This window comes from Planktothricoides sp. SR001 (assembly GCF_001276715.1).
Lineage (GTDB): Bacteria > Cyanobacteriota > Cyanobacteriia > Cyanobacteriales > Laspinemataceae > Planktothricoides > Planktothricoides raciborskii.
On record NZ_LIUQ01000013.1, the window covers coordinates 116,264 to 131,064 of the forward strand.

The 14,801-nt window shown below is 43.1% G+C and carries 13 protein-coding genes and 1 pseudogene; 5 read left to right on the forward strand and 9 right to left on the reverse strand.

The window, feature by feature from the left end:
* Positions 1-8 precede the first annotated feature (8 nt).
* Positions 9-1,256: a caspase family protein gene (locus tag AM228_RS10280; protein WP_054466023.1), complete on the reverse strand. Its 1,248-nt coding sequence runs from the start codon at positions 1,254-1,256 to the stop codon at positions 9-11.
* Positions 1,257-1,334: 78 nt separating this feature from the next.
* On the opposite strand from AM228_RS10280, the gene AM228_RS10285 reads away from it, so the two are divergent.
* Both AM228_RS10285 and AM228_RS32340 read left to right on the forward strand, forming a co-directional pair.
* On the forward strand, positions 1,335-1,724 hold the full coding sequence (locus AM228_RS10285) for a CU044_2847 family protein (RefSeq protein ID WP_054466024.1): 390 nt from the start codon (positions 1,335-1,337) through the stop codon (positions 1,722-1,724).
* 37 nt (positions 1,725-1,761) lie between these two features.
* Positions 1,762-1,938: a hypothetical protein gene (locus tag AM228_RS32340; protein WP_156331683.1), complete on the forward strand. Its 177-nt coding sequence runs from the start codon at positions 1,762-1,764 to the stop codon at positions 1,936-1,938.
* Between the two features lie 58 nt (positions 1,939-1,996).
* Here AM228_RS32340 and AM228_RS10290 read toward each other — a convergent pair whose 3' ends face one another.
* The 6 genes from AM228_RS10290 to AM228_RS10315 all read right to left on the reverse strand — a co-directional run bounded on the left by AM228_RS10290 (position 1,997) and on the right by AM228_RS10315 (position 10,318).
* On the reverse strand, positions 1,997-3,457 hold the full coding sequence (locus AM228_RS10290; RefSeq protein ID WP_054466025.1) for a hypothetical protein: 1,461 nt from the start codon (positions 3,455-3,457) through the stop codon (positions 1,997-1,999).
* A complete protein-coding gene (locus tag AM228_RS10295; RefSeq protein WP_054466026.1) occupies positions 3,454-3,654 on the reverse strand; it encodes a hypothetical protein in 201 nt (66 codons plus the stop codon). The genes AM228_RS10290 and AM228_RS10295 overlap by 4 nt, the downstream gene beginning before the upstream one ends.
* A 536-nt stretch (positions 3,655-4,190) precedes the next feature.
* The gene (locus tag AM228_RS10300) at positions 4,191-4,535 is read right to left on the reverse strand and encodes a histidine triad nucleotide-binding protein (RefSeq protein ID WP_190879731.1); all 345 of its coding nucleotides are present in this window, start codon (positions 4,533-4,535) and stop codon (positions 4,191-4,193) included.
* A gap of 79 nt (positions 4,536-4,614) precedes the next feature.
* A complete protein-coding gene (locus tag AM228_RS10305; protein WP_054466028.1) occupies positions 4,615-7,107 on the reverse strand; it encodes a tetratricopeptide repeat protein in 2,493 nt (830 codons plus the stop codon).
* A 407-nt stretch (positions 7,108-7,514) separates the two neighbouring features.
* Positions 7,515-7,745, reverse strand: coding sequence for a hypothetical protein (locus tag AM228_RS10310; RefSeq protein WP_054466029.1), 231 nt, complete (start codon positions 7,743-7,745; stop codon positions 7,515-7,517).
* A gap of 770 nt (positions 7,746-8,515) precedes the next feature.
* Positions 8,516-10,318: an NFACT family protein gene (locus tag AM228_RS10315; RefSeq protein WP_054466030.1), complete on the reverse strand. Its 1,803-nt coding sequence runs from the start codon at positions 10,316-10,318 to the stop codon at positions 8,516-8,518.
* 305 nt (positions 10,319-10,623) lie between these two features.
* On the opposite strand from AM228_RS10315, the gene remA reads away from it, so the two are divergent.
* Together remA and gmk are read left to right on the forward strand one after the other, a co-directional pair.
* Positions 10,624-10,881: an extracellular matrix/biofilm regulator RemA gene (gene remA, locus AM228_RS10320; protein WP_054466031.1), complete on the forward strand. Its 258-nt coding sequence runs from the start codon at positions 10,624-10,626 to the stop codon at positions 10,879-10,881.
* A gap of 33 nt (positions 10,882-10,914) precedes the next feature.
* Complete coding sequence (gene gmk / locus AM228_RS10325) at positions 10,915-11,460, forward strand: guanylate kinase (protein WP_054466032.1); 546 nt, start codon at positions 10,915-10,917, stop codon at positions 11,458-11,460.
* Positions 11,461-12,339: 879 nt separating this feature from the next.
* Here gmk and chrA read toward each other — a convergent pair.
* Together chrA and AM228_RS37125 are read right to left on the reverse strand one after the other, a co-directional pair.
* The gene (gene chrA, locus AM228_RS10330) at positions 12,340-13,533 is read right to left on the reverse strand and encodes a chromate efflux transporter (protein ID WP_054466033.1); all 1,194 of its coding nucleotides are present in this window, start codon (positions 13,531-13,533) and stop codon (positions 12,340-12,342) included.
* A 215-nt stretch (positions 13,534-13,748) separates the two neighbouring features.
* Positions 13,749-13,961, reverse strand: coding sequence for a hypothetical protein (locus AM228_RS37125; protein ID WP_375339301.1), 213 nt, complete (start codon positions 13,959-13,961; stop codon positions 13,749-13,751).
* Positions 13,962-14,316: 355 nt separating this feature from the next.
* On the opposite strand from AM228_RS37125, the pseudogene AM228_RS29555 reads away from it, so the two are divergent.
* Positions 14,317-14,801: pseudogene (locus AM228_RS29555) on the forward strand (photosystem II q(b) protein); the annotation flags it as partial.

A 14,801-nucleotide genomic window follows, 5' to 3' on the forward strand; every position in this document is an offset into this window, starting at 1 on the left:
AGTTGTCCTCATTCCTCAGACAGGGCTTTCCCCGCATTGGCATCGTGGGCTGGGTGTAAAATATCTTCTAAGTTATCCAAAACCACGACTCCGCGCTGTTTCGTCAACCCCTCCAGGACATTGCGGATTTTTTCCTCTGGAGTTTTCAACGGTTCTGCCGTCTCTATGTCCAACCCGCGCAGCAGAAACTCCGCCACACTATCAAAACTTGTCCCTGGGTAGGTTTTAAAATAGAGGACTTTTTCATAAACACAGGTTTCGGTCAGATTTGGCGGTTGCAACTGCACCCCCAAACTTTCCAACAGCTTCACCCCTAAACTGGTTTTACCGATACCCCCTTGCCCAATAATCGCCAGCACTTTCGGGGCGGTTTCGCGGCTGAGTAACTTGGCTTTTAACTCTTGGATTAGGGCATCCCGTCCCACCCATACGGGAATTTCGGCGATATTTTCTAAGCCGACTGTGGTTTTAGGTGGTGGCGGATCGCTTTTGCTCTCAGACTCCTGTTTCTCTGGCGTCCGACTCAAATTAATAACTTGCCCATCATTGATAAAAAGCGGTTTCTGCGGATAAGTTGGATGCACCTTTTGCAGATATTGACTCACATAGTCGCAGAGAGAGAGATTATTAATCCATTGTCCTGGAACGCGATTGGGATCTAATCCTTGCAACAACGCATCCGTCAACACCCCATGCGATCCACTCACTAACTGATATGCCACCTCAATATCCCTAGATGCGGCAATAAAACAGCGACTATGATCCGGGTCTTTTCCGGGGTTGGCTTCATTCAGTACGATTAAGCTACCACTATGACAACAATCTAGCCAAATAATTTGCTGACGAACTGGGCTATCTTGCAGTAACTTGCGTAGAGTATATAATGGAAACCCCCAATTTCCCTGATCTGGATTAGCATCACTGGTGGCGAGATATCCTTCTTTTCGACGTTTATTATATAAACCATGTCCAGAAAAATAAAATAACCCCGTGTCGGTAATTACGCTCCCTTTGGGTTTAAATAGTTTAAATAGTTCTTGTTTAAGTTGAGTCAGAGAAACTTCAGTTTTTTTCCCAACCTTCAGCCTATTATTCTCTTTATCGACAATCTCTGGCAGTCGTTTCACTTGGAACGGCAATAAACTAGACTCTAGACATTGAGCAATGTCTTCAGCATCCTTTGCGGGTGCCTCTAGCTTGTTTAATTTTGGATATTGATAGGTGCTAATCCCCACCACCAGCGCATCTCGACTCATTGGACTATTTCCACCAATTTTTGAATCCTCTCTATATAATTAAGCTACAAATTTTAAATCTGGCAACCCGGAATTCTTATGACTGTTAAACTCACCCCGATCCAACTGGATGACAACACCGTAATCTATATCGAAGCCACCGAAGATATTGATGCACCAGAAACTTTAACCACTGCCCCGGTTTCTGACGACGACGAGGAGGAAGCGGCAGTCTCCAAAGGAGTCAAAGAAGTTAAAGCAGAATTCCAAAAGCAGATTCACGATTTACAAAAAACCATCTTTTCCTATACCAGCTATACTTTAGCCGCCTTCAAACAAGTTGCTGTAGCCAAGATTGACAAAGTAACTCTAGAGTTTGGGGTCGAGATGGGTGGTGAAACCGGGATTCCTTATGTTACAAAAGGCACCGCCAAAAGCAACCTGAAAATTCAAGTAGAATGTTCTTTTAATCAGGAGCAAGAAACTTAATAAATCACCCAGAAACCCCAGAAACCGGGTTTCTGTTGTGGATATCAAAGTTAACGGTGAAATGCGTAAAAGAAACCCGGTTTCTCAGGTTTCTTCGTTATGGCCCAGAAACCGGGTTTCTCTTCAGGATATCAAAGTTAACGGTGGAATTCAAAGAAGAAACCCGGTTTTCATATCCGGGTTAATGGTGCGTTACGGCTGGCAATTAGGCTGATTGTTTTTCGCGGAAAATAGATCGCCAGCCTAACGCACCCTACCAAACTATATCCGGGTTAATAATTAGAAGTTATGGCGAATTGGGTGGATACAAAACACCATCTACACTGACTGATTAGTGTTACTGTGTCTGCTCCTATCTTTAAAGCAGAAGAAATTCCTGCTACTGTCAGATAAAATCGGTCGTAATCATCTAGAACTTCTCCGACATTAGGTTGCTGTAGTAAAATTATCATATCCTTCAGCTTTATAGCCTCAGAACGAATTGCTATCGCTTGACCTGCCCGAACCAGTCTTGGATTATTTTGGGTATCGATCAAACCGATCGCTGCATTTGCTACTTCTAAAGTAATATCGGTTATTTTTTCATAATTACCTGCATTAAACTCGCGGCTAACCTCTTCAAGTTGTTCAGAAAAAGTTATTGCATAGTCGAGACTTCTGCCAGTTAACTGAGTAGCATCAGCATTAGAAGAACTAGGTAAATTCAATAATTGACCCAATCTGCCAAAATCGCTAAAAGCAGCAGCTAGTTTTCCACCAGTTTGCGCCGATTTTATTACAAAATTTATGGTTGAAACTCCACTTTCTTCTATCGCATAAGCTAGGGATCTTAATATTCTATCTAAGGATAAATCTGGTTGGTTTTGTTGCTCAATACGACTCCATAAACTTTGAAAGTTGGCGACGATGCGTTGGGATGCGTCCCTTCCGCCCTGTCGATTCTCGTTTGACAGACGATTATTATAGTCTTGCATCTTTTCGATAATCGCTAGACTATTATTGTACGCTGCAATTTGAGCATTTAACTTTAACTTTAATTTTAGATAATCGGCATAACTAATATCTTCTCTCTCGCTGAATAAAGTTCCCCTTTCTCTGGCTATCTGAGTACAGGGGTTATCCATAAAATCATTACTGGGAATTTGTACTACGTTGTATTGGCCTTGAGCAGCACCCTGTAACGCTTCATAAGCATCTATCAGTTCTCGATTTCCCTGCAAGAACTGTGCCATGCCTAATTCTTGAGCATTCCTGAAAGTTTGTCTTGTGGGTCGTGTTGGTGCTGTTGCAGTCTGTTGACCGTAAGGAGAAGGGTTAGTTGGTTTCTGAGAACCAGCCTCTATTCTGTAAATACTAACTGTGTATCCACTACCATTATCCCCAAACATATCCGGCACATCATTGTAACATAGAAATAACCTCCCTGATTCCTGCATTATCAACTGATTACTTGAGCCAATTGCAAAAAAATTTCCGCTTCGACCAATCCTCCCTAGCAGAGTACCAATAGGTTGATTCGGCATTTGTGCAGACGGGTCTATTTTTTTACCAATATTGTTGCCATTTACTAGCCTATTTCCATTTGCATCTGTTATGGGTGAATCATTAATTGGTTCACCTTCATAACCATACCTGGCTTGGCCAGTGGCAGAAAATCGCAATAATTCTCCACTTGAAATATTAATACCGGAATTAACACAATCACTTAAAGCAGAGACATATATATGATTCAAAAAATAGAAGCATCGGCCATCTCGATCGCAGTTTTGTTTATGGCAAGATTTATTGCAAGATTTATTGCAAGAGATGATTTACTTTCTCCTGGGGGCTTAATGGTCAACTGAAAATTTTGTGCTTTAGCGGTTGAAGCCAGATAGGGGAAAAAACTTGTCTTTGTCAAGATTAAGCTAACTAACAGTTTGACTTTCATAAGTTTTCTCTTGATTTTATGCTTTTGACCGGGCAACCTTGGCAATGACTCTCAAGTTAAGAGAAACATCCCCCATTAATCTTGGATCTCGATAATATTATTGGTTTAGTTTAGCACTGATTTCCAGAGCAAGTTCACTGTCTAATTTGCTATAGAATCGGGCAGGGTCAGATGCAGGTTTGGTATTGGGGTAACAGCGGGGGCTAACAGTGATAACTCTGACTCCGATCGCCATTTGATCGCCATCCGCTTAATTGTTATAGATAAAGTGTAACCTGAAAAATCTGTTTTTTCTGCCCAAACCGCAAAACCCCTGATTTTTTTCTTTCATCACTGTCTCGGTAAATTACCCTGGTAGAGTGGCCCAAAGCATGGAAGAATAGCAAAGCAAAAGTCTAAAGTAAAAGTTTGTTTAGGCGATCTAGTTACCGTGGGATAATTTGGTGCGTTACGCCGGACTGTGGCTGGTCGCTTGAAGTGGCTTCATTTTGACCGGCTAACGCACCCTACTGGACTATCAGACTAATTTATTGAGTTTAGCCCGGAGGCCATTTCATTTGACGACCCCCCAGAATATGTAAATGGAGATGATACACGGTTTGTCCACCGTTGGGACCATTATTAATGACGACCCGATAGCCATCTTCGCTTAGTCCTTCTTGTTCGGCAACTCGTTTCGCCGTTAGCAGCAAATGTCCCATCAGGGCATGATCTTTGGATTCAGCATCAGATAGTTTGGCGATCGCCTCTTTGGGGATAACCAGAATATGAACGGGGGCTTGAGGATTTTTGTCTCTAAACGCTAAGGCAAGATTATCCTCATAAACAATGTCAGCGGGCAGTTCCCGCCTGATAATTTTAGCAAATATGCTATCAGTCATGGTTGATATTGATTCTAGGAAGTCATTTGTCATTGTACGACATTAGGGTTAACCTAGGCAGTTAGCTGAATGCTTTTGACTAATGCTTAAATGCGGATAACCGGGGCATCACTTCTGGCAATATCTCGCCAGGAATTTGGGATAAAGCGATATTTTGCCCTTGCACACCGAAGAAATTGTAGAAAGCGCGAATGGTTTGCACAATATGCGTGAGGGCATTTTTGGCTAAATCGGTTTGGGCTTTTTCTTGCCATCCTTTCCAGGCTTTTAGATGATGTTCTAAGGCGTGGCTAAGAGCGGTTTTTACCGATGATGATGTCGATTCTGAGTCGATTTCTGAATCACTTTCACTGGCTAATTGATAATACGCATCCCCCAGATTATTATGGGTGGTTAAGACATCAAAGGTCATTAGGGAGGGCTTGACAGCCACGACCATATTTTTAGGTTTATTCAGATCGATTTTTTGCAGGTTTTCCGCAATTTCTAACGCTGTGGAATAAGCGGCGATCGCCTGTCTTAAATAATTGTGCCGTTCTTGAGAATGAGGCTCTGAATATTTGGCTAAATTACTATAAGTTGTCCCTAAATTATTCTGGGTAGCAGCACAGGCAACTGGCGCCGCGTTTGGGGTGCGGTACATTAAGGCAATTTGATAGGCACCAATGGCTAATTGTAAATTATCTTCAACATTTTCATGTTGCGCCAAATTCCAGTAAGCGGTTCCCAAGTTATTTTGGATCATGCCATAGTTTAACAACCCTTGGGGCGATTCATTGGTATGAATTTGAGATTCCAGGGCAATTAGGGCTTGAATATAAGCATAAATTGCTTGTTTTAGGTTCTTTAAAGAGTCTTGATGTTGGGCTAAATTCCAATAAGCTGTGGCCAGGTTATTTTGCGTAGCAGCTAAGGCTTGAATTTGGGCATTTTTTTCTGATTCCGGGGCATTACTTTGCTGAATTGCTTGGAAATTAGGCCGATAACGAAGCACTTCTTGATAAGCTTTAATACTGGATTGTAATGCTGGCAGCGGTTCTCGATGACGGGCTAGTTCATTGTAGATGCTACCTAGGTTATTTTGCACTATTGCCCAACTTTCCGGCTGCTGTTCGGGATTGATTTTGGTTAGGGATTTTTGATAAGCCGCGATCGCCTGTTCTAAGCAGGAAATTTGCTCAGAAACATTGACCTCTAACCGGGAAAGCATCCAGTAAAAATTGCCAAGGTCATTGGCTAATTCATAGCCTTGAGAATCATATCCTTGCTCATGGCGGAATTTAATCACTTGTTCATAAGCCGCAATCACAATTTTTAAATAAGTGGCATTGCTTTCCCCCCTGGCGATCGCGACTCGATAAAGATTACCCAAAGCTAAATAAGCATTGCCCAATTCTAAAGTAGGCAATGGCTGTTGCTGATTTAATTGTTCAATATCTTGGACAATTTTCCGTACGGCAGGGGCAGATAAATGCCCATGCTGACTTGGGTTTGCCACTTCTTCTAAGGTGGCAAAACTTGAGGTAATTAACTGCTTTAATGGGGCATCAATGCCACTGTAATTTAATTCATTGGTTTGAGAAGAATTGCCATGATTGGCGATCGCTTCTGGGAGGCGATCGCTCACTCCTATAATATCCAATTTCGGCAAATTCGGCGTTTTTGCTGCTGAACTGGAAATCTGGGGAATTGGCGATTGATTTGCTTTTGGCGCTGATTTTTGATCTTTATCTAAATTTGGCTCTAAATTTGGCTCTAAATTTGGCTCTAAATTTGGCTCTAAATTTGGTAAATTTTGATGAAAATATTGTCCAATAATAGGGAGATTTTTCTGTATATCTTTTTGCCGTGAGTATTTGGCATCGGATAATTTTTTCCGGGTCACATTACCCAAGTTCACGGGTTTATGTAACTCAGAATTATTTTTCAGGTTAGGTTCAATAGTTTTCAGGGGTAAATTCAGAGGTAAACTATTAATTACCGTTGTCGGTGTGGGTTCTCCGGCAAACTCAAACACCCCAGTTCGGCAACTCCAAAATTCCGGAGCAGACTGGGCGATCGCGCGACACCACGGACGAGTCAACCAAAATACTAAGCTAAACTCTAAACTAGGTAAAATTTGGGCTAATTCTTGCAACTCATTTAAGAAATGCCACTGAGAAGCGGCGGATTTGCGGGTTAAAAGATCCACCCCTAAAAATTGAAAATTAGGCAGGACAGGTAATGAGTCAATCGTCCGAGATGTTTTCGGGATGGAATGCTTTCTCAACCATCGCCGAATCTGATTAATCGGACTAGGATCTTTTAAGTTTAGCTGTAATGTTACTAAACCCGGTGATGGTTTGGATCCAAGCTGTTCCTGGCGCAAGCATTGCCCCCCTACGGGGAATGATGTTCCACCGGCGATTTCTAACTCTATGCGTTCCGCCATGTGGTACATTAAGCCCACGTCATCGCACACCGCCACGAAGATTTGACGGCGCAAACCTAGCTGTAAAGCTAACTTTAGCTGATTCTGTACCTGCTGATTAGAACCCAAAACAGTTTTGGGAGAACTCTCCGTTACATACATTTTATGACTATTTTATTACTATAATGCCCGGATAAGGGATCGAGAATGGGGATTTTAATCAAACTTGAATATTTTTCTTTGATGGCGGTTCTATTCCGTGAAAATCGGCCAAAAAAATAGAACCCATTCTAGAGAACTAATTCATTCTTCTCTGAAGGGGTTGGGTTTTCAGGATAAATGCTGACCCAATCTATTTGTCACTTTTTTTGTCACCCTTGGCGCTTTAGGTAATTAATTACTTATTTGCAATAAAAAGCCAGTCTCAGCAATCCATATTGATTTTCTATAAGTTTTCTGACTGGGACTGACTAAAAAATTATTTTTTAAAATTAATAGTTTTACACCCTAAATTTTAGATTTTTTGGCATTCTAAGCAGATCGCTACAAATCCCAATACCAATCACCCATTAGCCATGCTCATAAAATTTTTCACTATAAACCAATTGGCCATGATCTAATTCTAAAGTGACTTCTTGGATAATTTCTGTATGGCGATCGAACAGGTTAATGGTAATACAGTTAGAACCGGGATAGCTGACAATTGAAGCGGTAAATGGTTGTTGGTTTGTAATATCATATAAGCGCACAATTCGAGGCGAAATACCTACTTCAAAGTCTTTATCGTTAAATTTGCTCATGTTTTCCGCTCAAGTTTAAAAGCTTTTTTAATTGTATAATTAATTGGTACTCGTGTCTATGCTCCCTGGGGGCGATCGCGTTAGATCGCCCCCAGGGAGCTACAAATGAATAAATTATCTATGTAATTGGTGAATTATCAAATTCAGCAACTCAATTTATCTCCAGATATTCTATAAATTATATCATTTAATATAGAGAAAATAAAATAATTATTTATACAATATCTGTTATCTGTTACACCCCATCTCTCTGCGTCTGAAATGGTGATGGTTTTTTTACCACAGAGACACAGAGGGACACAGAGGAAAAAGAAGAGAGGTTCGCACGAGAGAGGTTCGTAGAACAGACAAGTAAACCAGACCCGTCGGGGGAATAAATTCCCTGTAGGGGCGTCCAAGCGAACCGCCCCTCCCCTACAATTGATGTGTCACTTTCTCCTCTCTCCTACGAACCTCTCCCCCACGCCCGTTGTCTAAAAAATCAAAAACAAAAAGACCAACCAAAAAGCCGGTTGGTCGAACAGAATATTTGTCGTTGTTGTCTGAAATGGAGGAAACCCAAACTGTGCCTTCCCAAGCTACAGGGGGTTAAGAGATAATTTACCTTGTCCTCAGTTTTATTGTAACAATAAACACGGATTTTTTGTTACAAAAATTTATCGTTTGTTGAAAAAATCAGCAAATCTACAAATATTGGGGCATATTGGGGCGGTTTACTTTACAGTCAGTAGGGTTAACCGTATCATTATTCTGGCGATTTTGCTGTTGGGCTATGACCTGAAACTAGGATCGCTTCGTTTACTGCCCTCTTGGGGACGCCCCCAAATAATTCGTTCATGCTTATATACTACCATGCCCGGTTTTGCTCCTTTGGGTTTATAGACATATTTGGGTTTGGTATAGACTACGGGTACTTGTTCGCTTTGTCGCCCGCGACTATAATAAGCAGTTAAGTCGGCGGCACATTGCAAGTCCGCATCGTCGGCCACAGTTCCCGGATTTAATCGCAATAGGGTATGACTTCCGGCAATTTCTTGGGTATGAAACCACAGGTCATAGTCCCCAGCGAGCCGAAAACTGAGTTGGTCATTTTGACGGTTGTTCCGACCGATGAGAATTTCAAAGCCATTGGGAGATAAGTAACGGTAAAAATCCGTAACCGGGGTTTGGTTTTGACTGCGGTGGTCGGGGTCTGGGAGATAACCTTGCTGCATTAGTTCATCGCGAATTTCTTCTAAGGCGGAAAGGTCTTGGTGATGCTGGTAGCGATCGATTTGGGCAATGGCTAAGTCTACTTGTTCTAAGTAGTCAATTTCGGTTTGGACTTCCGCTAATAAGGGTTCTACGGCAATGCGCGATCGCTTTAGTTTTTGGTGTTGTTTGTAAAGTTTCTGGGCATTTTGCACCGCATTTTTTTCTGGATCGAGGGGAATTTCTACCGGCTGACCCGTTTCAAAGTCCGCTAAGGTAATCGATCGCATCCCCGGTTTCCATTCGTGTAAATAAGCCATTAGCAAATCGCCTTTTTGCCGATAAGTTTCTGCATTGTCCGATTGTTGGAGGCGATCGCGAAATCCTTGGGCTTTGACTCCTAGTTTAGTTAGCAAATTTTTGACTTTATGCCCTAACTGGTGATGCAGTTGTTGGAAAGTTTGTTGATTTAATTGATCGGTGTAATAGCGGTTAAGTAATTGTTGAACGGAATGAGTGGTCGGAGGATTTTGAACTACTCCTGATTCGCTTTGGGGATTTTGCCCGTGAATCTGCCAGTGAATCAAAGTATAGCCAGTTTCCGTTAATCTTGGCTGAAGGGAGGATAAATCTCCTTGGGATAACTTCTCTAAAATATGTAGCCACTCTTGCCAACGTTGAAACAGCCGATCCCATTCCGCGTCAGTCAGGGAGTCCGTAGGGCGATCGCTGTCTAGACCCGCTGCTTCTATCATGGATTTAACCAAGTGGGTACTCAAACCCCGATAAGTTTTCAGCAATTGTTGGCCTAACTTGCCCGGAATTAAACTAATTCTTTCTTGCCAACGAGATGGTAACTCCGTTAAATTGGGGGCAGGGTCAGTCAGGGCTGGAGGACGTTCATAGGGTTGCCCCGTGAGCACTGGGCGAACGCTGGATTGTTTTTCACTCACCTGGTGGGCGGTGGTGACAATTTGATTGTCTTGATTGGCTAAAATTACGTTGCTGCGTTTGCCCATGATTTCTACATACAAATGCCATAAAATTGGGTCGCCCGGACGTTGGGCAAATTGCAGATCGATCGCCCTTTCCCACGGGGCTAAAGCTGAAATCCCCACCAGGGCAAAACCTCCGAGTTGATGGCGCAATTGATCGCTAAAAGTAAATGTGTCTGGAGTCCGGGGGGGCGGATCTCCGGCACAAATACAGGCAGCTTGAGGATGCCAGGAAATCGTTAGCCAGTGGCGTTTTTTCAGGGTACGCAGGGCAAGGCAAATCGTGTGGCGATCGCGCTGAATCACTTGTTCCAGACGCGCTGGCAGTAAAAAGGTACGCAGTTCACCACAAGCTGCGGTGAGGGTGGTGAAGTCAACTGGTTGCATAAGAAGATAACGGCAAAAACAAAATAAACGAAATATAGAAATATAAAAGAATCACAAGGAATAATTCAAAATCAGAGTTATCCGTCTAGGCTAGATAGAGGTTGTACTTCGATTCTATTGTGAGGCTTTTTGTGTAGTATCGCACGGAACTGGCTTTCGAGATTTAGGGGCGCAAGCATTGCCGGGGCGCAAGCATTGCCGCCCCTAACATCTCTCCTCTGCCCCGAAAGCCCCCCTGCCGATGGCAGGCTCCTACGGCAAGTCCTTTAAAATTGTTCAACTTTTCAACTAGGACACTGGTTCCTATGGATATTCAATTAATTAATATTGGTTTTGGTAATATTGTTTCTGCTAACCGAGTTATTGCTATCATCAGTCCTGACTCTGCCCCGATTAAAAGAATCATCAGTGAAGCCAAAGACGCTAATCGGCTGATTGACGCTACCTATGGGCGGCGCACTCGTGCGGTGATTATCACCGATTCTAATCATGTGATTCTGTCGGCAATTCAGCCGGAAACCGTGGCCAATCGATTTCTGAATAAAGACCTGACAAATAATTAGTTATCATTTCACTGAACATTTCACTGAACACTTATGGGTAAATTAATTGTTTTAACCGGGCCAAGTGGTGTCGGCAAAGGCACTTTGTTAAAATTGCTGCTAGAAAATCACCCAGAAATTTATCTGTCAATTTCTGCTACTACGCGATCGCCTCGTCCTGGAGAAATTCACGGTCAGCATTATTATTTTTTGACCAAATCGCAGTTTGCCGAAATGATTGCCGCTGGTGAATTTTTGGAATGGGCAGAATTTGCGGGCAACCACTACGGCACCCCCCGAAAAGCGATCGAAGAACAAATCGCTCAGGACAAAATTGTCCTATTAGAAATAGAGGTACAAGGAGCGAGACAAGTTCGGCAAAGTTTTCCCGAAGCGTGGCAAATTTTCATCCTACCTCCCTCCGTTGAAGAATTAGAAAAACGCATTCGCGGACGGGGACAAGACACAGAAGAAGCAATTGAAAAACGACTGCAACAAGCAGAAAACGAACTCGCAGTCGCCTCCGAATTTGACATTCAAATTGTCAACGACGACCTCAACCATGCTTTATATGCGATCGAATCGGCTATTTTTAGTTAACTGTTTTTTAACTTAGGGGCGCGGCGGCTTGCGCCCCTATATCTCTCTGTGCCTCTCTGTGTCTCTGTGGTGATGATTCTTGAACCACAGAAACACAGAGAAACACAGAGAATAGAGAGAAGATTAACACCATTGGCAAAATACTCTTATAAAGATATAATGGGAACCCGTGTCGGCCTACGAGGTATTGGCGAGAGGCCAAAGAACGGACAAATCCTCTCTGTACCTAAACCGATTTTATTTACCAACGGTGTTTGAAGATACAGAAAATGATGAATTTTAAAGAAATCGGGTTTCTGGGTTCCGGGCAGGAGGAAGCCCCTCACAGGGCTTCCCTTTGTGAGTTTTGAAACGATTAAGGGACTTTACCAGGCCCGGAAAGCATAAGGGTTTTCGCTCTTATTTTTTCGCCACTCCGGGCCGGGCAATCCCAGGTATCGCTTGGGCTGTTTGTGTGTTTTTAAAGCCCCACCTAACCTGAATTCTTAATAATTACTCTATCTCATGGCAATTTATTTGTCAAGGTTTTTTTGATGATTTATTCAGTGATTTTTTGATTAATTCTTAGGTCGAATGTGTTGGATGAAAAATAGGGGATAAACAATTAACCTTGATGCCATCGGTAACAAACCATAGACAAGCAGCGGATGAATTGACTATTTAATTTGGAGATAGTTTTTTTATCCGCTGCCAATAGACAAGAAACCGGGTTTCTTGGTTGGATGCCAAAGATAACAATGGTTGATATCAGATTAGGTTGATTGGGGAAAAGCCTTTTAAGGTCACTTATAGGGTTTCTTCAGTTAACCAAAGGATAATAAGTTTTTTTGGCGGTATTGTGAGGATGGAAATGTTAACCCAGAATGTTAACCCAGAATGTTAACCCAGAATATAGACCAGCCAACTGGCGATCACACCTCCGAAGACTAACCAAACGGCATTGATCCGCCAAACTAAGGCAAAAATAGCGGCGATCGCCGCAATCATAACCGCAATCCAATCGATCGCGATCGGCGCACTCCCTAGGGGCATTCCCATAAGATTAATCCCGAAAGTCGCCACCGCTAATTCAACCGTCACCACCGCCATCAATGCCACGGCACTAACATTAATCGCATCTAAAAAAGCTGAAGTCCATTTGCTGCCTCGTAAGCGGGGAATCCAGGGATTTAGCATTAACACAAACAGAAAAGATGGCAAGGTAATCCCCACCGTAGAAACGATCGCACCGGGAAATCCACCAATTACATACCCGATAAAAGTTGCCGTGGTTAGCAAAGGCCCTGGAGTGACTTGACCCATTGCCACTGCATCTAATAATTGTTGCTGAGTCAACCAGCCAAATTCATCCACTAATTGACCCTGTAAAAAGGCAATTAACACATAACCACTCCCATATAAAACACTGCCGACTTTTAAGAAAAATAACCCCAATTGCCACAATGGAACTGATTCTAAATTCACGGATTTTTCTGGAGATAAACTGCTGGGAGTTTGGGATAAAAACAACCCGAAAACCCATGCACTTAAAGTCGGTTGATGACGCAAATTCAGCCAAACAGCGCCCAAGATTCCGCCCAACAACAAGGCGACTACCTCGTTCACTCCTACACTGACTGCAATCCCAGTGGCGATCGCAATGATCAACAGTTCCCGAGACTTCACTGCTTTTTTCCCCAAGCGCCACAATGCGGTAAAAATCACCGCTAAAACCGCCGGTTTGATGCCATATAAAAACGGATAAATCTCCGGTAATTGTCCAAATTTGACATATCCCCATGCCAAAGCTGCCGTCATTAGTACAGCCGGGAACACAAAGCAAGTTCCGGCGACAATTAATCCTAAACCACCGGCATATATATAGCCAACATGAATCGCCATTTCTGTCGAATTTGGTCCAGGAATTAAGTTGGTGGCACCTACCAGATCCAGAAATTCTTCTTGGGTTAACCATTGCCGTCGATGGACTACTTCATCTTCCATCATGGCAATATGTGCCGCTGGACCGCCAAATCCAATAATGCCGAGTTTGAGGAAGACTTGTGCGATTTCTAAGAGTTTAGAGAGGTTCATTTGATCTTTATTTCAAGGGCGATCGCCTGTTGTTCTGTATTCGGCAAACCATCTTTTTTGAGAAGTTGTTCAGCTAAGGTATTCATTACCAAAAATCAGGTTTTAAGGTCAATTCTAATTTTATTCCAAGTTTGGGACTGGCGTGGGGTTCAGAAACCGGGTTTCTAGCAAAATCTCTGGTTTGTAGCTGAAACTGTCGCTTTCAACCCGGTTTCTTATATCTCCTCTAACCAGGTTTCAATGGCAGATAACAGATTCGGTTGATTTGGCGGAAATCCTTTTAACGGCCATTCTAGGGATTCGTCCGTGAGGAAGGCTACGGCTACGGTGTCGGTCAGTTTGTGGCAAAAGGCAATGAGTTCTGGGGTGGGATGTTCGCAGTTGGTCAGCAGGATGGCTAGTTTGGGTAGGTTGAGGGTGAATTCCAGTTCGTCTAGTTTAAATTCATCGCCGCTTAATTAAGTTTCTCATTAAATTTTTCAATCCCTATTTTGTTCAGCTAATCCCCTTGCTGGATAATCCATCCCCGGTCTTCTCTCCCAGGAACCTCTCTAGGAGAATTATTACAAATTACTAACTGTAAATAATGAATAATTTGAATCCTGGTTGTCCAGCCATAATATGACTCCGGTGATGACTAACCATCAACAAAAATTATTTAATGTATCAGAAAGCTTGTAGATTAGAAGACTTTACAAAACTAAACAATGTGTGTAATCTAGTAATCACGGTAGGGAAAACACTACCGAGTACCTTGAAAACTACATAGCACTCATAAAGCAAATGACCACTACTCTGCAACAACGCGAAAGCGCTTCTTTGTGGCAGCGCTTCTGTTCTTGGGTCACGAGCACCGATAACCGCCTGTATGTGGGCTGGTTCGGCGTCCTGATGATCCCCACCCTTCTGACCGCAACCATCTGCTACATCATTGCTTTCGTCGCTGCTCCTCCCGTGGACATCGACGGTATCCGTGAACCTGTGGCGGGTTCCTTACTGTTAGGCAACAACATCATCTCTGGTGCCGTTGTTCCTTCCAGCAATGCGATCGGTCTGCACTTCTACCCCATTTGGGAAGCCGCTTCTCTCGATGAGTGGCTGTACAATGGTGGCCCATACCAGTTGGTGATTTTCCACTTCCTGATCGGCATCTTCTGCTACATGGGTCGTGAGTGGGAACTCTCCTACCGCTTGGGTATGCGTCCTTGGATCTGCGTCGCTTACAGCGCTCCTGTTGCTGCTGCTTCCGCAGTTTTCCTGATCTACCC

Bases quoted from the DNA above. Each gene is read 5' to 3' on its own strand.
- AM228_RS10280 (WP_054466023.1), bottom strand. From the start codon at position 1,256: ATGAGTCGAGATGCGCTGGTGGTGGGGATTAGCACCTATCAATATCCA.
- AM228_RS10285 (WP_054466024.1), top strand. From the start codon at position 1,335: ATGACTGTTAAACTCACCCCGATCCAACTGGATGACAACACCGTAATC.
- AM228_RS10295 (WP_054466026.1), bottom strand. From the start codon at position 3,654: ATGAAAGTCAAACTGTTAGTTAGCTTAATCTTGACAAAGACAAGTTTT.
- AM228_RS10300 (WP_190879731.1), bottom strand. From the start codon at position 4,535: ATGACTGATAGCATATTTGCTAAAATTATCAGGCGGGAACTGCCCGCT.
- AM228_RS10305 (WP_054466028.1), bottom strand. From the start codon at position 7,107: ATGTATGTAACGGAGAGTTCTCCCAAAACTGTTTTGGGTTCTAATCAG.
- AM228_RS10310 (WP_054466029.1), bottom strand. From the start codon at position 7,745: ATGAGCAAATTTAACGATAAAGACTTTGAAGTAGGTATTTCGCCTCGA.
- AM228_RS10315 (WP_054466030.1), bottom strand. From the start codon at position 10,318: ATGCAACCAGTTGACTTCACCACCCTCACCGCAGCTTGTGGTGAACTG.
- remA (WP_054466031.1), top strand. From the start codon at position 10,624: ATGGATATTCAATTAATTAATATTGGTTTTGGTAATATTGTTTCTGCT.
- gmk (WP_054466032.1), top strand. From the start codon at position 10,915: ATGGGTAAATTAATTGTTTTAACCGGGCCAAGTGGTGTCGGCAAAGGC.
- chrA (WP_054466033.1), bottom strand. From the start codon at position 13,533: ATGAACCTCTCTAAACTCTTAGAAATCGCACAAGTCTTCCTCAAACTC.